General features: G+C 72.9%; 9 protein-coding genes, 1 tRNA gene and 1 pseudogene. 5 read left to right on the plus strand and 6 right to left on the minus strand.

All coding sequences use genetic code 11. The features are described 5' to 3' along the window. The first annotated feature begins 51 nt into the window (after nucleotides 1–51). Together ACFSHS_RS15310 and ACFSHS_RS15315 are read left to right on the plus strand one after the other, a co-directional pair. Entirely contained in the window at nucleotides 52–741 is a 690-nt protein-coding gene (locus ACFSHS_RS15310) for a hypothetical protein (RefSeq protein ID WP_376877812.1), read from the plus strand. A gap of 67 nt (nucleotides 742–808) precedes the next feature. After that, nucleotides 809–2815 carry a hypothetical protein gene (locus ACFSHS_RS15315; RefSeq protein WP_376877814.1) on the plus strand — a complete coding sequence of 669 codons (2007 nt, stop codon included), beginning with the start codon at nucleotides 809–811 and terminating at the stop codon, nucleotides 2813–2815. Nucleotides 2816–3322: 507 nt separating this feature from the next. On the opposite strand, the gene ACFSHS_RS15320 is transcribed toward ACFSHS_RS15315, so the two are convergent. The 3 genes from ACFSHS_RS15320 to ACFSHS_RS15330 all read right to left on the minus strand — a co-directional run bounded on the left by ACFSHS_RS15320 (nucleotide 3323) and on the right by ACFSHS_RS15330 (nucleotide 6811). Then, nucleotides 3323–3396 (minus strand) — tRNA-Gly (locus ACFSHS_RS15320). A gap of 72 nt (nucleotides 3397–3468) precedes the next feature. Continuing rightward, nucleotides 3469–3819 (minus strand): hypothetical protein, encoded by a 351-nt coding sequence (locus ACFSHS_RS15325; RefSeq protein ID WP_376877816.1) that lies wholly within the window; start codon nucleotides 3817–3819, stop codon nucleotides 3469–3471. Nucleotides 3820–4108: 289 nt separating this feature from the next. Beyond that, complete coding sequence (locus ACFSHS_RS15330; RefSeq protein WP_376877818.1) at nucleotides 4109–6811, minus strand: S8 family serine peptidase; 2703 nt, start codon at nucleotides 6809–6811, stop codon at nucleotides 4109–4111. 175 nt (nucleotides 6812–6986) lie between these two features. On the opposite strand from ACFSHS_RS15330, the gene dcd reads away from it, so the two are divergent. After that, on the plus strand, nucleotides 6987–7571 hold the full coding sequence (gene dcd, locus ACFSHS_RS15335) for a dCTP deaminase (protein ID WP_376877820.1): 585 nt from the start codon (nucleotides 6987–6989) through the stop codon (nucleotides 7569–7571). Nucleotides 7572–7607: 36 nt separating this feature from the next. Here dcd and ACFSHS_RS15340 read toward each other — a convergent pair whose 3' ends face one another. Together ACFSHS_RS15340 and ACFSHS_RS15345 are read right to left on the minus strand one after the other, a co-directional pair. Continuing rightward, a complete protein-coding gene (locus tag ACFSHS_RS15340; RefSeq protein ID WP_376877822.1) occupies nucleotides 7608–8951 on the minus strand; it encodes an MFS transporter in 1344 nt (447 codons plus the stop codon). 153 nt (nucleotides 8952–9104) lie between these two features. Continuing rightward, on the minus strand, nucleotides 9105–11405 hold the full coding sequence (locus tag ACFSHS_RS15345; RefSeq protein ID WP_376877824.1) for a heterodisulfide reductase-related iron-sulfur binding cluster: 2301 nt from the start codon (nucleotides 11403–11405) through the stop codon (nucleotides 9105–9107). Nucleotides 11406–11810: 405 nt separating this feature from the next. Here ACFSHS_RS15345 and ACFSHS_RS15350 point away from each other — a divergent pair, with 405 nt between their 5' ends. Both ACFSHS_RS15350 and ACFSHS_RS15355 read left to right on the plus strand, forming a co-directional pair. Then, complete coding sequence (locus ACFSHS_RS15350) at nucleotides 11811–12143, plus strand: PadR family transcriptional regulator (RefSeq protein ID WP_376877827.1); 333 nt, start codon at nucleotides 11811–11813, stop codon at nucleotides 12141–12143. Further along, a complete protein-coding gene (locus ACFSHS_RS15355; protein WP_376877830.1) occupies nucleotides 12140–13138 on the plus strand; it encodes an HAAS signaling domain-containing protein in 999 nt (332 codons plus the stop codon). The genes ACFSHS_RS15350 and ACFSHS_RS15355 overlap by 4 nt, the downstream gene beginning before the upstream one ends. 99 nt (nucleotides 13139–13237) lie before the next feature. Here the strand turns inward: ACFSHS_RS15355 and ACFSHS_RS15360 are convergent. Continuing rightward, nucleotides 13238–13645: pseudogene (locus ACFSHS_RS15360) on the minus strand (type IV toxin-antitoxin system AbiEi family antitoxin domain-containing protein); the annotation flags it as partial.

The raw sequence follows: 13645 nt of genomic DNA on the forward strand, positions 1-13645 counted from the left end.
CACGCTTCGCGAGACGATCCACCTATCCGGATTCACCGGCGGTCCTTGCCGATGGCCCTGTACAGGAGGCTGCGGCGGCTCGGCCAACCTCCAGCGGCGAACGGCAAGCGGCGGCGGCGCGCCCGCCGGTACATACCGCCCGAGATCGGGCTCGAGCGATTCTTCACGACCCTCGGCGATCGTCGCATCCGCTACGTGGTGCTGCGGTGGTTCGACGAGCTGCCGGAGATCAAGCCCGGGGGCGACGTCGACCTCCTGATCGACGACCGGGACGTGGATTCGATCTCCGACCTGTTCACGGGCCAGATGCGCGGGACAGCATGCGACCTGTTCTCCGTCAGCGGCCTCCGCGGCACCTCCTACCGCGGCATTCCGTACCTTCCACCTGACAAGGCGAGCGACGTACTCGACCGAGCCGTGCTGTACCGGCATCTCCTCAAGGTCCCGAGCCCGGAGGATTACTTCCTCAGCCTCGCCTATCACGCCGTCTACCAGAAGGGGCTGCGGGCGGGCCTGCCCACCTCCGTCCCTGGCTTGCGGCCCGACACCGAGCCGCGCCACGACTATGCCGGCGACCTCGGACGTCTCGCCGCCGCCGTGGGCATCGACGTCCCCATCCGCATGGAGGAACTCGACGAATACCTCGCCGGCCGCGGCTGGCGGCCGCCTCCGGCGATGCGGGTGGAGCTCGGCAGACGAAATCCGTGGGTCCGGGCAAGGTTCTCCGCCGGGCAGCTCTAGTCGACAAACCCTCGACCCGGCACCCGGAAAGAAATTGCTGTACGCACGGCAGTAGATACCAAACTATGTGTTGATCCAGAGCATATGTGTTCATCCAAAGCAGCATTTGGGGGCAGGCGCCATGCAGCAGACCTCGGCCAGATTGCTCTATCCGTTGCGCAACCACATGCCGCGACGGCTCGGGGCGGCCCTGCCGCGCTTGTGGAACCAGAGCGGCAAGTTCCACCTCCATCCAGGACTTTCGCCCGCCGACTTCACCGCGCGGCTGAACGAGCGGCACGTCGACTATGTGGTGCTCGACTTCGGCGTCCGGCAGGGCGAGGACATCGAGCTGCTGGTCCGGGGCGATTCCGACATGGACAAGCTCCAGGACCTCGTGACCGAATGGCCGCTCGGCGCGCCCATCCGCATCTACACGGTCTCCCCGCGCCAGAACACGGCCTACTACTCGCCTTTGGTGCCGCGGATCTCCGCCCACCGGATTGCCGTGTTCCCGCCGTACGTCAGCGAGGAGCTGCTGGCCCGCGCGGTGGCCGACGGGGACGGGGCCACGGTGCTCACGCCACAGGACGCTTTCCTCGGCTGCGCTTACCGCGCGGCCTACATGGAGGCCGTCTGCTGTGCCTGGAGCGACACTGCGGCGCGCTGCGACACCTGCACCGCCTACCAGGTGCAGCTCGCGCGACTCTCCGCCGCGGCCGGCATCCCGCTGCCCGAGCCACTCACTCCGCAATCCCTCGACCAGCTGCTGAACGCGCACGGCTGGCGTCCCCCGCTCGACCTGCTCGACAGGGCGGCGAAGTGGGCGCCCTGGATCCTCGAGGCATTCCCCGAACTGGAGTGCGACGAGGAGTCGCGGAAGCCGGGGCTGGCCGTGATGTTCCTTCGCGATCTCGCGTTCCGGAACGGGTGGAAGCAGCGGATCCTGACGACCCTGGCCGAACACGGGTTCGAGCTGCTCCTGGTCAAGGACCTCGACGACGAGAGCCGCGGGCGGGCCGCCCGGATGTTCCGCGGCGGGGACTGGGGCGCGGTCAACCTCAAGATCAGTGGCGGTCCTCCGGCCTGCGTGATCGTCGCGTTCGACCCGAACCCGCAACCGGTGGTCGGGAAGGTGCGTGCAAGCCACCCCTTGTCCGACAACATGAACACCATCACCGCCAAGGAGATGACGCGGAGGCTGCTCAAGGCGACCCTGCCCAAGGACGAGGCGTACAACCCGCTGCATTCGACGGACAACAGCCACCAGGCGTGGACGGCGATCCGGCTGCTGCTGCCGGACGAGGAGCCGAAGCTCCGGGCCAAGGTCGCCGACTTGCGCCAGAGCTCGGCTGCCGCGGCGGCCGCAGCGGCTCGCGGAGTCCAGCACCTGACCCCCTACGGCTCGGCGGCCAGCGCCGAGCTGGTCGACTGGGAGGGCGGCAAGGCGGTGCGCAGGACCTTCGGGCCGGATGCGATCCAGACGATGGAGCACGACATCGCGGTGATCCGGGAGCTCGGACCCTTCTGCCCCGAGATCCCGAAGCTGCTGGAGCGCGGGCCGGACTGGATCGTCGTCGAATATGTCGAGGCCGACGTGCCCGACCCGAAGTGGCCCCGGCCGCTGCCGTTCTGGGCGATCCGGCAGCTCTCGGCATTCGTGAAGACCTGCGTAGCGAACGGGTTCGACCCGGTCGGCCTGAGGCCCCGCGACAACGTGATCCTCACCAGCTCGGGCATCCGGGTGGTCGGTTTCGACACGTGGCAGCGCTGCGACCCCGCCACCCGGCCCGAACGATGCCGCGGGCTGGCCGGCGCGGCCGGCGGCAATGGCGACGTCGATGCGGGACCCTTCACCTACGATCCCTGGCCGATGCAGTTCTTCCCCAGCATCGCGCTCGGGCTGCGCAGCTTCCTCTACGACCCGCCCGCGCTGCAGCGGGTCAAGCAGGCCCTGCACCTGGCGCCGCGCTACGCCCGGTGGCTCGGGCAGGACGTCGGCCGCCGCCTGGTACCGCTGGCCCGCGGCATCGGCCGGCGCGTGCTGCCCAAACGTGCGCGGTCCGTCCTGCGCGGGGCCGCCTTCGGACGTTAGGACCCGCCCCGGCGAGGACCTGGATGTACTGACCGGAGACGTTGGTCGCGGACGTGCGACCACGGGATCTGGTCGTCCTCCGGACGTGGAGTGCAGCTGCTGAACGAGAACCACTGCACGACACGGAGGCCCTCGTGCTCCACGCTGAGCCGTCCACCCACGACAGCGCCTTCGACCGGGCCGACTGGCCCAACTGGTCGTGGAGGAGAACTGGCCCGAGAGCCGGGCCGCGGAGTTCGCCGGCCTGGCTCGCCCGACTGCCGACCGGTGGGCCGAGCGCTACCGCGCCGACGGCGGCCGGGCGCGCAGCCGCTACCGACAGCCGCTGATGCGCACGCCTTCGTCCCCGTCGTCCTCGAGGACCACTGCCGCCGCCCATCGACCGCTTGACGGTCAGTACGCCTCGGGAGCGGAGAACGCGGTCACAGGGTCATGAACGGGGTGTCGAGGGGGTTCATCCGCTGCTTCTGCAGAACCCCGGATAGGCAGTCGAACTGCGGCTTCGCGTGGAGCGGGTGACGAGAATCGAACTCGCACTGTCAGCTTGGGAAGCTGATGTTCTGCCATTGAACTACACCCGCGGGTGCCGCCCACGATACCTGGCGGCCCCCGCTGTGCGGGAGCGGGCCCGGCATGCGGAGGTCGCGTCCTGCTCAGCGGCACATCGCGGCCAGGAACCCGGTCGCCTCCGACCGCGGCCGCCCCGCCGTCTGGGACAACCCGGTGATGTCGTCGCCGCCGGCGAGGGAGGTGGAACCGTCGACCGCCGCGGCGATCCCGTCGATCATGGCGATGATCTCCTTGATCTCGGCCGACGACCGGGTCAGCGAGGCGATGGTCTCCCGCGCGGTGCCCACCTCGGTGCTCGCGGCCGGCGCCGCCGCGGTGAGCCCCGGCGCCGAGGCGCTCATCTCCGTCGACGCGGTGGCCACCTGCTCGGACATGGCCGGGACGACGGACTCGAACTCGTCGGCCAGGTCGTAGCCGCTCACGCGCAGGAACACGTCGGTGGCGTCGGCGATGAGCCCGCGGGGGTCGGTCTTCGAGACGATCAGCTCGTCGGCGGAGAACGTCCGCTCGACACCCGTCGGCCGGATCGAGCGGTGCGCCCGCGGGCGGCCCGGGGCGCCGGCAGGGTGTCGAGGATGGGCTCCTTCCGATGACGGTCTCGCCCGTCCTCATCGGCACTTCCCCGGACCGATCGGACGTGTGCGACCCGATCGGACGTGTGCGGCGCCACTGCGCCCCGTCCGCACGGGGAAGTCGGACGGGGCGCAGCAGTTCGGGGGTGGGTCAGATGGCGACCCCGGTGCAGGACGACGAGCAGTCCATCGACCAGATGGCACGCAGGCCGCCGAACTTCGCCGACCGGACGAGCCGCTCACCCGCCGGCCCCGACCGCACGACGGGCTCGGTGCCCGGCGCCGGGCCGTCGTCGGAGGCGCCGTCGTCCGGGGTGGAGCCGCCGGGTGGCGTCCCGCCCGGGCCGCTGTCCGGCGTCGTGCCTCCGGGCGACGTGCCATCCGGCGTGGAACCGCCGTCGTCCGGCGTGCCCCCGTCGCCGCCCGGGGTGGGGCTGCCGACCTCGGCCGCGTAGGTGAGGGCGTTGCTCAGCACGGTCGAGCGACCGTCGGGAGCGAAGACCGACACGTCGTAGGTGCCGGCCACCCGGGCGGGCACCCGGAAGGTGACGCGGGTCGCCGACGCGGTCACGACCGTCCCCGTGCTCGTCCCCCCGATCCGGACCGTGGGGTCGTCGGGCAGGGCCTCGCCGGTGATCGTGACGAGGGTGCCACCGGCGACGTCGACCACGTTCGGCGTCAGCGAGGTGATCCGGAACGTGCCGACCCGCGGATAGGTCGTCGTGCCGGGGACCGGGGCGTCCGGGGCCGGAGTGGCCGGCGTCGACGTCCCAGGGGTCGGTGTGCCAGAGCCGGGGTCGGGGGACGTGCCGCCGCCCGGGCCACCGGGCGTGCTGCCGCCGGGCGTCGTCGTCCCCGGGGGGAGCGACGGCGTGCCGTCGCCCGGCGCCGGGCCGTCGGGGTCGCTGCCCGGCGACGTGCCGGGGGAGGTCCCCGGCGTGGTGCCCGGGGTGGTGCCGGGCGAGGTGCCGGAGCCGTCCGGGGTGCTGCCCGGCCCGGGGTCCCGGGGCGCGGTAGCGCCTCCGGGCAGGCTCGGGTCCGTGCCGGTGCCCGGCGACGTCCCGCCGCCCGGGGTCGTGGTCCCCGGCGTGGAGCCGTCGGGGGTGCTGTCGCCGGGGTCGGTGCCCGGCGTCGATCCGCCGGGCGTGCTCGGGGCCGGGACGGCGGACCCGACCAGGAGCGGGGCGGCGTAGGTGCGGCCGACCGGGCTGCCGTCGCGGTAGATCTGGACGGTCAGCACGTAACGGCCGTCGCCGAGTTCCATGCTGGGGGCCAGGGCGGTGCCGTCCAGCCCGGCCAGGCCGCCCAGCGGGAAGACCGCGTCACCGGCGTCGTCGGTGGTCACCGTGACGCCGCCGAGGGTCACCGCCTTGCCCGACAGCGCCCAGATCTCCCCGGCGTCCTCCATGCCCAGGCCCAGGACGACGTCGTAGTCGCCGGCCGTGGTCGGGCCGGCCACGCCGATGGCGGGGGAGACCACGCCGGCGGGTGCGGTCATCGAGGTGAACGCGTACCGCACCGAGTCCGCGGTGGTGCCGGTGAGCTTCGCCATGCTCAGCCGGCCCCCGGTCAGCGACTTGCCGGTGAAGGCCGGCAGCGGGTCGACGTCGGCGAGCAGTGCCTGCTTGATCTCGGCGGCCGTGGCCGACGGCATGGCCGCCCGGTACAGGGCCACCGCCGCGGCCACGATCGGCGCGGAGAACGAGGTGCCGTTGGCCTGGGCGTAGCCGCCGGTGTTGGTGGTGACGACCACCCGCGTGCCCGGGGCGAACAGGTCGACCGACCCGGCGCCGTAGGCGGAGAACGTGCTGACGGTGTCGGCGGCCGTCGACGCCCCGACGGTCACGACGTTCCAGTCGGAGAGGCTGGCCGGGTACACCAGGCTCGTGTCCCGGTTGCTGCTGTCGTTGCCGGCGGCGGCCACGACCAGCACGTCGTGCGCCGCCGCGTACGCGACCGCCGACCGCAGCGCGTCCAGCGCGTAGCCGGTGACCGCTCCGCCCCAGGAGGCGTTGATGACGTCGGCGCCGTGGTCGACGGCGTACCGGATCGCCTCGGCACCCGCGAGGACGTCCACGGTGCTCCCGCCGCCGATGACCAGCGGCATGATCGTGACGTCGGGAGCGACGCCGGCCAGGCCCATGGCGTTGTCCGCCCGCGCCCCGACGGTGCCCGAGACGGATGCCCCGTGGCTTCCGTAGCTGCCGTTGTCGACGTCGGCGCTGTTGCTGTACCAGTTCCAGCCGTGGCAGTCGCCGGCCTTGCCGTTGCCGTCGGTGTCGACGTTCCCGCAGGGCTCGGCCGGGTTCACCCAGAGGGAGCCGGCCAGATCGGGGTGGTCGGAGTCGAAGCCGGAGTCGACCACGGCGACGACCATGCCGTCGCCGGTTCCGACGTCCCACCCGTCGGCCGCGTCGACGTCGGCGTCGGCGACGACCGGGCTCTGCCCGGCGGCGTTGGCGCCGGTGTTCTCCAGGTGCCAGCCGTAGGACGGGAACAGGGGATCGGTGACCGTGCCGGCCACCGGGACCGAGGTCGAGGCCTCGACCGCGGCGACGCCGGGGACGGCTCCCAGGTCCTGGGGGACCAGGCCGTCGGTGGCGACGAGGGCGCGGCCGTCGGAGAGCGACTGGGCGCTCACGACCCCGTCGACCACCTCGAGACCGGCCAGCAGCTCCGGCGAGGCGGTACCCGACGACAGGGTCAGCACGTAGCGGGTCAGGCCGTCGCCGGGGCCCCAGCTCGTGATGAGGGGCAGGGCCGGGGCGGCCAGCGCCGAGAACGCCGCGGCGCCGGCATAACCGGCCACGGCAGCCGTGGCCAGGATCATCGCCTGGATCCGCGTGCTCTTCATCGGTCGTCCTCCGGAGGCCTGCCCCACCGGACCCTCCGGTGGCATCCGCCCCCCGTGCACGGGGGGCGGACCTGCGTCTTCCCGGTCGTCAACGGCCGCTGGCGGGCGGTGGTTGAGAGGCGGTTCCGGAGGTTCGCCCGGAGGGGTGACCCGGGCGGTCCCTAGACTCCGCGCCATGCTGCTGAGCGACCGCGACATCACGGCCGCGATCGCCGAGGGGCGCCTCGGCATCGAGCCCTACGACGCGGGGCTGGTGCAGCCCTCGAGCATCGACGTGCGGCTCGACCGGTTCTTCCGGGTGTTCAACAACGCCCGGTACACCCACATCGACCCCGCGCGGCAGCAGGACGACCTGACGACCCTGGTGGAGCCCGACGGCGACGACCCGTTCGTGCTGCACCCCGGCGAGTTCGTGCTGGGCTCGACGCTCGAGGTGGTGACCATCCCCGACGACCTGGCCGCGCGGCTGGAGGGCAAGTCCAGCCTGGGCCGGCTCGGCCTGCTCACCCACTCCACGGCCGGGTTCGTCGACCCCGGCTTCTCCGGGCACATCACCCTGGAGCTGTCCAACGTGGCGAACCTGCCGATCACCCTGTGGCCCGGGATGAAGATCGGCCAGCTGTGCCTGTTCCGCCTGACCAGCCCCTCGGAGCACCCCTACGGCTCGGCGGTGTACGGCTCCCGCTACCAGGACCAGCGCGGTCCGACGCCGTCGCGGTCCTACCGGAACTTCAGTCGCGCCGAGACACGGCGTCCCTAGCGCCCGGGGGCGCCTCCCCTCCTGCGCGGGGCGCCGTCACCGGTGGCGCGGGGGCGCCGGGTCAGCGCTCCCGTCCCCCACGTGGGCGCCGGCCGGCGCCTCGGCGCCCGCGGACTCGAGGACGTCGGTCGGTCGTGCCGCCGACGACCAGCCGGCGACGGAACGCTCCACCTCGTCGTCGACGAAGACCTGCCGGGTGGTCACCCACCCGGCGACGGAGAGCACCGCGACGCCCACCAGGACCAGCGCGAACATGCCGGTGTAGCTTCCGGTCGCGCCGCGCAGCACGCCCACGAGCAGGGGGCCGGCCCCGGCGATGACGTAGCCCCAGCTCTGGGTGACGGTGGAGAGCGCCGCGACGGTCTCCGGCGTCCGGGCCCGCAGGCCGATGAGGGTGAGCACCATCGAGAACGTGCCCATGCCCACCGCCACCAGGGTCATCCAGAGCCACGGCACGGTCGTCGGCGCCGTCCACAGCCCCACCCAGCCCGCCACGTAGCTGGCCACGAACACCAGCAGCAGCGGGCGCTGCAGCCGCGGCCGGACGGTGAGCGACGGGATCACCGCGCTCAGCGGCAGCCCGACGACGGAGTTGAGGCCGAGCAGCAGCCCTGCCGTGGCCGCCGTCAGCCCCGAGTCGCGCAGGTACTGGGCGGACCAGCCGATGACGACGTAGGCCTGCAGCGCCTGGACGCCGAAGAAGGCGGTGAGCGCCATCGCCGTCGGGCTGTGCACGAGGGCCCGCATCCGGACGGCGGTGTGGCCCTCGCGGGAGACGCCCGGGGCGGCGGGGACGGCGAACCACACCGCCGCCGCGGCCAGCGCGGGTGCCGCCCACACCACCAGGGCCCAGCGCCAGCCCTCGGCCCCGGCGGCGCCGGCGACCGGCTGCGCGGCGACGGCGGCCAGGGTGGCGCCCAGCCCCATGGCGGTGCTGTACGCGCCGACGAGCGGGCCGGTCCGCGCGGGGAAGTGCCGCTTCACCAGGCTCGGCAGCAGCACGTTGCCGAGGGCGCCGCCCACCATGGCCAGCGCCGTGCCGGTGAGGAAGAGCGGGAAGCCGCCGGCGAGGCTGCGCAGCGCGAGCCCACCCGTCATCGCGATCAGCGCGCCGGCGAGCACGTGGGAGTCGCGGTACCGGGCCGACAGCGCCGGGGCGGCGAAGCCGATGAGCGCGAAGGAGACCACCGGCATGGTGGTGATGACGCCGGCCAGCCCGCTGGAGATGCCCAGGCCCTGCTCGATCTCCTCCAGCACGGGCCCGACGCTGGTGACCGCGGTCCGGAGGTTGAGCGCGGTGAGCACGATGGCGACGGCGATCAGCGCGAGACCGCGGCGGCGGTGGGTGCCGGTGCGGGCGGTGCGGGCGGTGCGGGTCACCCCGGCATGGTCCTCCATCGGGTGGCGCCGTCCCTCCGCCGGGTCGTGAGCCGGGGCAACGACCCGGCGACGTCCGGGAACCGCGACGGCGCGCGCCCCGGAGGGAACGCGCGCCGTCGTGGTGGTCGGGCCCGCTGCCGGGTCCGGGTCCGGCTACTGCCGGCCGTGCTCGGTGTTCGCCGAGTCGAGCCCGGCCACGTCGTCGGCCTTGGTGCCGACGTCGGCGCCGGACTCCGCCCCCGGAGCCGCCACGCCGACGGGGGTCAGCGAGCGCAGGAGGATCTGGCTGACGTCGAGGACCTCGACGTGCTCGCCGGCCTCGCCGTTCTGCTTCTTGCTGGTCAGCGCGTCGCTGAGCATCGTGATGCAGAACGGGCACGCGGTGGAGATGACGTCGGGGTCGAGGTCGAGGGCCTCCTCCGTGCGCTCCATGTTGATGCGCTTGCCGATCTTCTCCTCCATCCACATGCGGGCACCGCCGGCGCCGCAGCAGAAGCCTCGGTCCTTGCACCGGTGCATCTCCTGGGTGGACAGGCCCTCCACCGAGCCGAGGATCTCCCGCGGCGGGGTGTAGACCTTGTTGTGCCGGCCCAGGAAGCACGGGTCGTGGTAGGTGACCTTGCGGTCGATCGGCGTGACCGGGGTGAGCCGGCCCTCCTCGACCAGCTGGTTGAGCAGCTGCGTGTGGTGCACGACCTCGTACTCGCCGCCGAGCTGCGGGTACTCCCGACCCAGCGAGTTGAAGCAGTGCGGGCAGGTGGTGACGATCTTGCGCGTGCCGGGCACCCGGCCCTCGAAGACGCCGTTGAGCGTCTCGACGTTCTCCTGGGCCAGCATCTGGAAGACGAACTCGTTGCCCAGCCGGCGGGCGGGGTCACCGGAGCAGGTCTCGCCGTTGCCCAGGACGGCGAACTCGACGTCGGCCATGTGCAGGAGCTCGGCGACGGCCTTGGTGACCTTCTTGGCGCGGTCGTCGATCGCGCCGGCGCAGCCGACCCAGAACAGGTACTCGACCTCGTAGGGCAGCGGGCCGTCGGCTCGCCGCACCTCGAAGTCCAGCTCCTTCATCCAGTCCTCGCGCACGTTGCCGCCCATGCCCCACGGGTTGCCGCGGTTCTCGAGGTTGCGCAGCATCACGCCGGCCTCGGACGGGAAGTTGGACTCGATCAGCACCTGGTATCGGCGCATGTCCATGATGTGGTCGACGTGCTCGATGTCGACCGGGCACTGTTCCACGCAGGCGCCGCAGCTGGTGCAGCTCCACAGCACGTCGGGGTCGATGACCCCGCCCTCCTCGAGGGTGCCGACCAGGGGGCGGTGCGCCTGGGCGTCGTTGGTCCCCTCGATGCGGGCGTAGCCGGAGGCCCAGACCTGCTCGTCGCTGGGCTTGAGGACGTCGTAGTCGGGCGCGGTGTCGGACGCCGTCTGCTCACCGAGCAGGTACGGGGCCTTGGCGAACATGTGGTCGCGCAGATCGAGGATGACCATCTTCGGCGACAGCGGCTTGCCGGTGTTCCACGCCGGGCACTGGCTCTGGCACCGTCCGCACTCGGTGCAGGTGACGAAGTCCAGCATCCCCTTCCAGGTGAAGTCCTCGATCTTCCCGCGACCGAAGACGTCGTCCTCGCCCGGATCCTCGAAGTCGATGGGCTTGCCGCCGCTGGTCATCGGCAGGAGCGGGCCGAGGGCCGGGGCTCCGCTGGTGCCCTCGCGCTTGAAGTAGATGTTGAAGAAGGCGCTGAACCGGTGCCACGCCACGCCCATGTTCAGGATGCGGCTGAGGACGATGACCCAGGCCAGGGACACCACGATCTTGACGAACGCGATGATGGAGACCAGGTCGGGGTTGTCCGGGAAGACGGTGGCCAGCGCGGACGACACCGGGTGCGACCAGGTGGGCGCGGAGTCCAGGCCCGACGCGATCTTGGCCGCGCGGATGCCCAGGATGCAGAGGCCCACGACGAGGACGACGGCCTCGACGAAGTAGGCGCGGCCGAAGTTGGAGCCGGCGAAGCGGCTCGTGCGGCCCTGCCGGCGGGGGTGGTCCCGCTGGCGCCGGGCGATCAGGTACACGATCCCGAGCACGGTGCCGGTGCCGATGACGTCGACGAACAGGTTCCAGACGCTCCACGCGCCGATCAGGGGCAGGTGGAAGGCGGGGTCGAAGACCTCGAAGAACGCCTCGACCAGGGTGAGGAAGAGGCCGTAGAAGCCGACGAACACGAACCAGTGGGCGGCGCCGATGGCCGACCACTTGAGCATGCGGGTGTGGGCCAGCGACTCGACCAGCATGGTCTTGAGCCGGGGCCCCACCGGGCCGAACCGGGTGCTGTCGGGTTGGCCGGTGCGGATGATCCGCACCATGGCCCGGACCGCCCGGTAGGCGAAGACCACCGCGACGATCAGGAACAGGACGCTGATCGTGCCCAGGACGATCTGCAACGGGCCCGTCATTCTCTTCCTCCCGCATACGCCGAACGGCGTCGGCCGACTCCCGTCCGCCAGGCGGCGGCAGGGGCACCTGGTGCTGCGCGAGCCGTCGACCGCACCGGCCGGGACCGGGGCGCGGATCGCAGTGCGGACACTGCTGTCCGCACTGCTCCGCACGATAGCTGGCGCGCTGCAAGGCTACTCGCGGGTAACCATGGGCGCCGCGCCACGTGACGGCCGGTCCGGACCGGGCGTCCTGCCCATCCACCGGCGGGGCACGTGCTCCCGCCGCCGCTCCCTCGGGACCGCTCCCGTCCCACGCCCGGGAACGCGTGCGGCGACACGCCGGTCCTCGGCCTCCCGTACTACTGCGCACTGTGCACTACCGTCCGGTCCGCCACAGAGCGGGCAGAAGGGGAGGGGGCGGCCGTGGACGCCAGTCAGCTGCTCAAGGGGGTGCTCGACGTCGCCGTGCTGGCCGTCGTCCGGGATGCCGACGGATACGGCTACGACGTCGTCCGGCGGCTGCGGGGGGCCGGGCTCGAGGACGTCGGGGACGCCTCGGTCTACGGCACGCTGCGGCGGCTCTACCAGGCCGGCGCGCTCACGTCCTACGTCGTCCCGAGCGACGAGGGCCCGCACCGCAAGTACTACGCGATCAACGACAGGGGGCGTTCGGTGCTGGAGGACTCGACCAAGACGTGGAGGACGTTCGCCGACACCGTCGACGGCCTCCTTGCCGGATCGGCGGCGGCGGCGTGAGCGCGCCGACGACCACCTCCTCCGCGCGGCAGGCGCAGGACTACCTCGCCGCCGTGGAGCACGAACTGGCCGACCTGCCGGTGGACGACCGCAGTGCGCTGCTCGAGGACCTCTCGCTCCACCTGGACGCCCTGGCGGCCGAGGAGGACGACCGGCCGATCACCGTGCGCCTGGGATCCCCTGCCGCCTACGCTGCCGACCTGCGCGCGGCGGCCGGTCTGCCTGCGCGGCCGGCGTCGGCTCCGGCCGCGGGCGTCCTGGACCGCGTCCGCACCGGTGCGGCCTTCCGGCGCGCGCTCGCCGTGCTGCGCGGGACGGGGCACCTGGTGCGCGACCTGCGACCGGCGTGGTGGGTGGTCCGGGGCTACCTCGTCGTCCTCGTGCCGTGCCTCGTCGAGGGCGACGGTGTGCGCGACTTCCCGGTGCCGGCCCCGCTGGGCAATCCGGTGCTCGGGGCGTTGCTGGTGGTCGCCGCCGTCGCCGGATCGGTCGCGCTGGGCCGGCGGGCGTTCCCCCGGCCGGTGGGTGTGCTCGTCGCCGCGCTGGGGGCGGTGCTGGTCGTGGCGGCGGCCGCCGCGGCCGACCGTGCCTGGGACCGCGTCGCCGTGACGTCCGCCTATGCCGCCCTCCCGGTCCCCGACGTGCCGACCGAGAGCTATCCGCTCTACTCGCGGTACGGCCCGGTGACCGACGTGTTCCCCTACGCCCCCGACGGCACCCCGCTGGAGGGCGTGCTGCTCTACGACCAGGACGGCCGCCCGCTCAAGGTCGGCTTCCAGGAGTGGTGGCCCGACGGGTGCCTCCGGACGCTCGATCAGCCGCTCGCGGCCGACGGCGTCCCCGTGCCGAACTCCTATCCCCAGTCGTACGAGGTGGGCGCGCCGGGTGTCGACGCCTTCGGCAACCAGGTGGCGGCCGGCGTCTGCACCGAGGACCTGCCTCGGCCCGAGGTGCCGCTGCCGACCTTCACCACCGCGGAGCCCGGCACCGACTGACGGCGGCCGCTCCGGCCCCCGGCGACGGACCGCGCCGCCGGGCCGCCGTCCTCACGCTGCAGCGTGCGGACGGCGGCCCGGAGGTGGGGGGCGGGGCGGTCACCCGGCGCGCCGGACGCCGCGGGCGCGGGGCGTGGCCGAGAAGCGCCGCAGTGGCGGCCCCGGTGTCGCCAGGAGACGGCGGAGCCGCTCCTCGGTGGCCGGCCAGCCGTTCCCGAGGTCCGCGTCGGCGACGAGGACGACGCGGATGTCCAGGGCCCGCAACCCGTCCTCGCGACGCTTCTCCTCCCACAGCACGCGTTCGGCCGGGCGCTCCCGCCACGGGTGGGTGTACTTGATCCGCCCGTCGAACTCCACGGCGACCGCCGCTGCCTCGAACCAGGCGTCCACGACTCCGACCAGGCGGCCCCCGGCGCGGATCTCGGTCTGCAGTTCGGGGGCGGGCAGTCCTGCGCCCAGCATCCGGAGGCGCCCGCGGGTCTCGAGGGGTGATTCGGCGCGACCGTC

The sequence above is a fragment of the Blastococcus deserti genome (genome assembly GCF_042682525.1).
In the GTDB taxonomy this organism is placed as follows: domain Bacteria; phylum Actinomycetota; class Actinomycetes; order Mycobacteriales; family Geodermatophilaceae; genus Blastococcus_B; species Blastococcus_B deserti.

Coding starts and splice junctions, on each gene's coding strand:
- dcd (WP_376877820.1), top strand. CDS start 6,987: ATGCTGCTGAGCGACCGCGACATCACGGCCGCGATCGCCGAGGGGCGC.
- ACFSHS_RS15330 (WP_376877818.1), bottom strand. CDS start 6,811: ATGAAGAGCACGCGGATCCAGGCGATGATCCTGGCCACGGCTGCCGTG.
- ACFSHS_RS15345 (WP_376877824.1), bottom strand. CDS start 11,405: ATGACGGGCCCGTTGCAGATCGTCCTGGGCACGATCAGCGTCCTGTTC.
- ACFSHS_RS15310 (WP_376877812.1), top strand. CDS start 52: ATGGCCCTGTACAGGAGGCTGCGGCGGCTCGGCCAACCTCCAGCGGCG.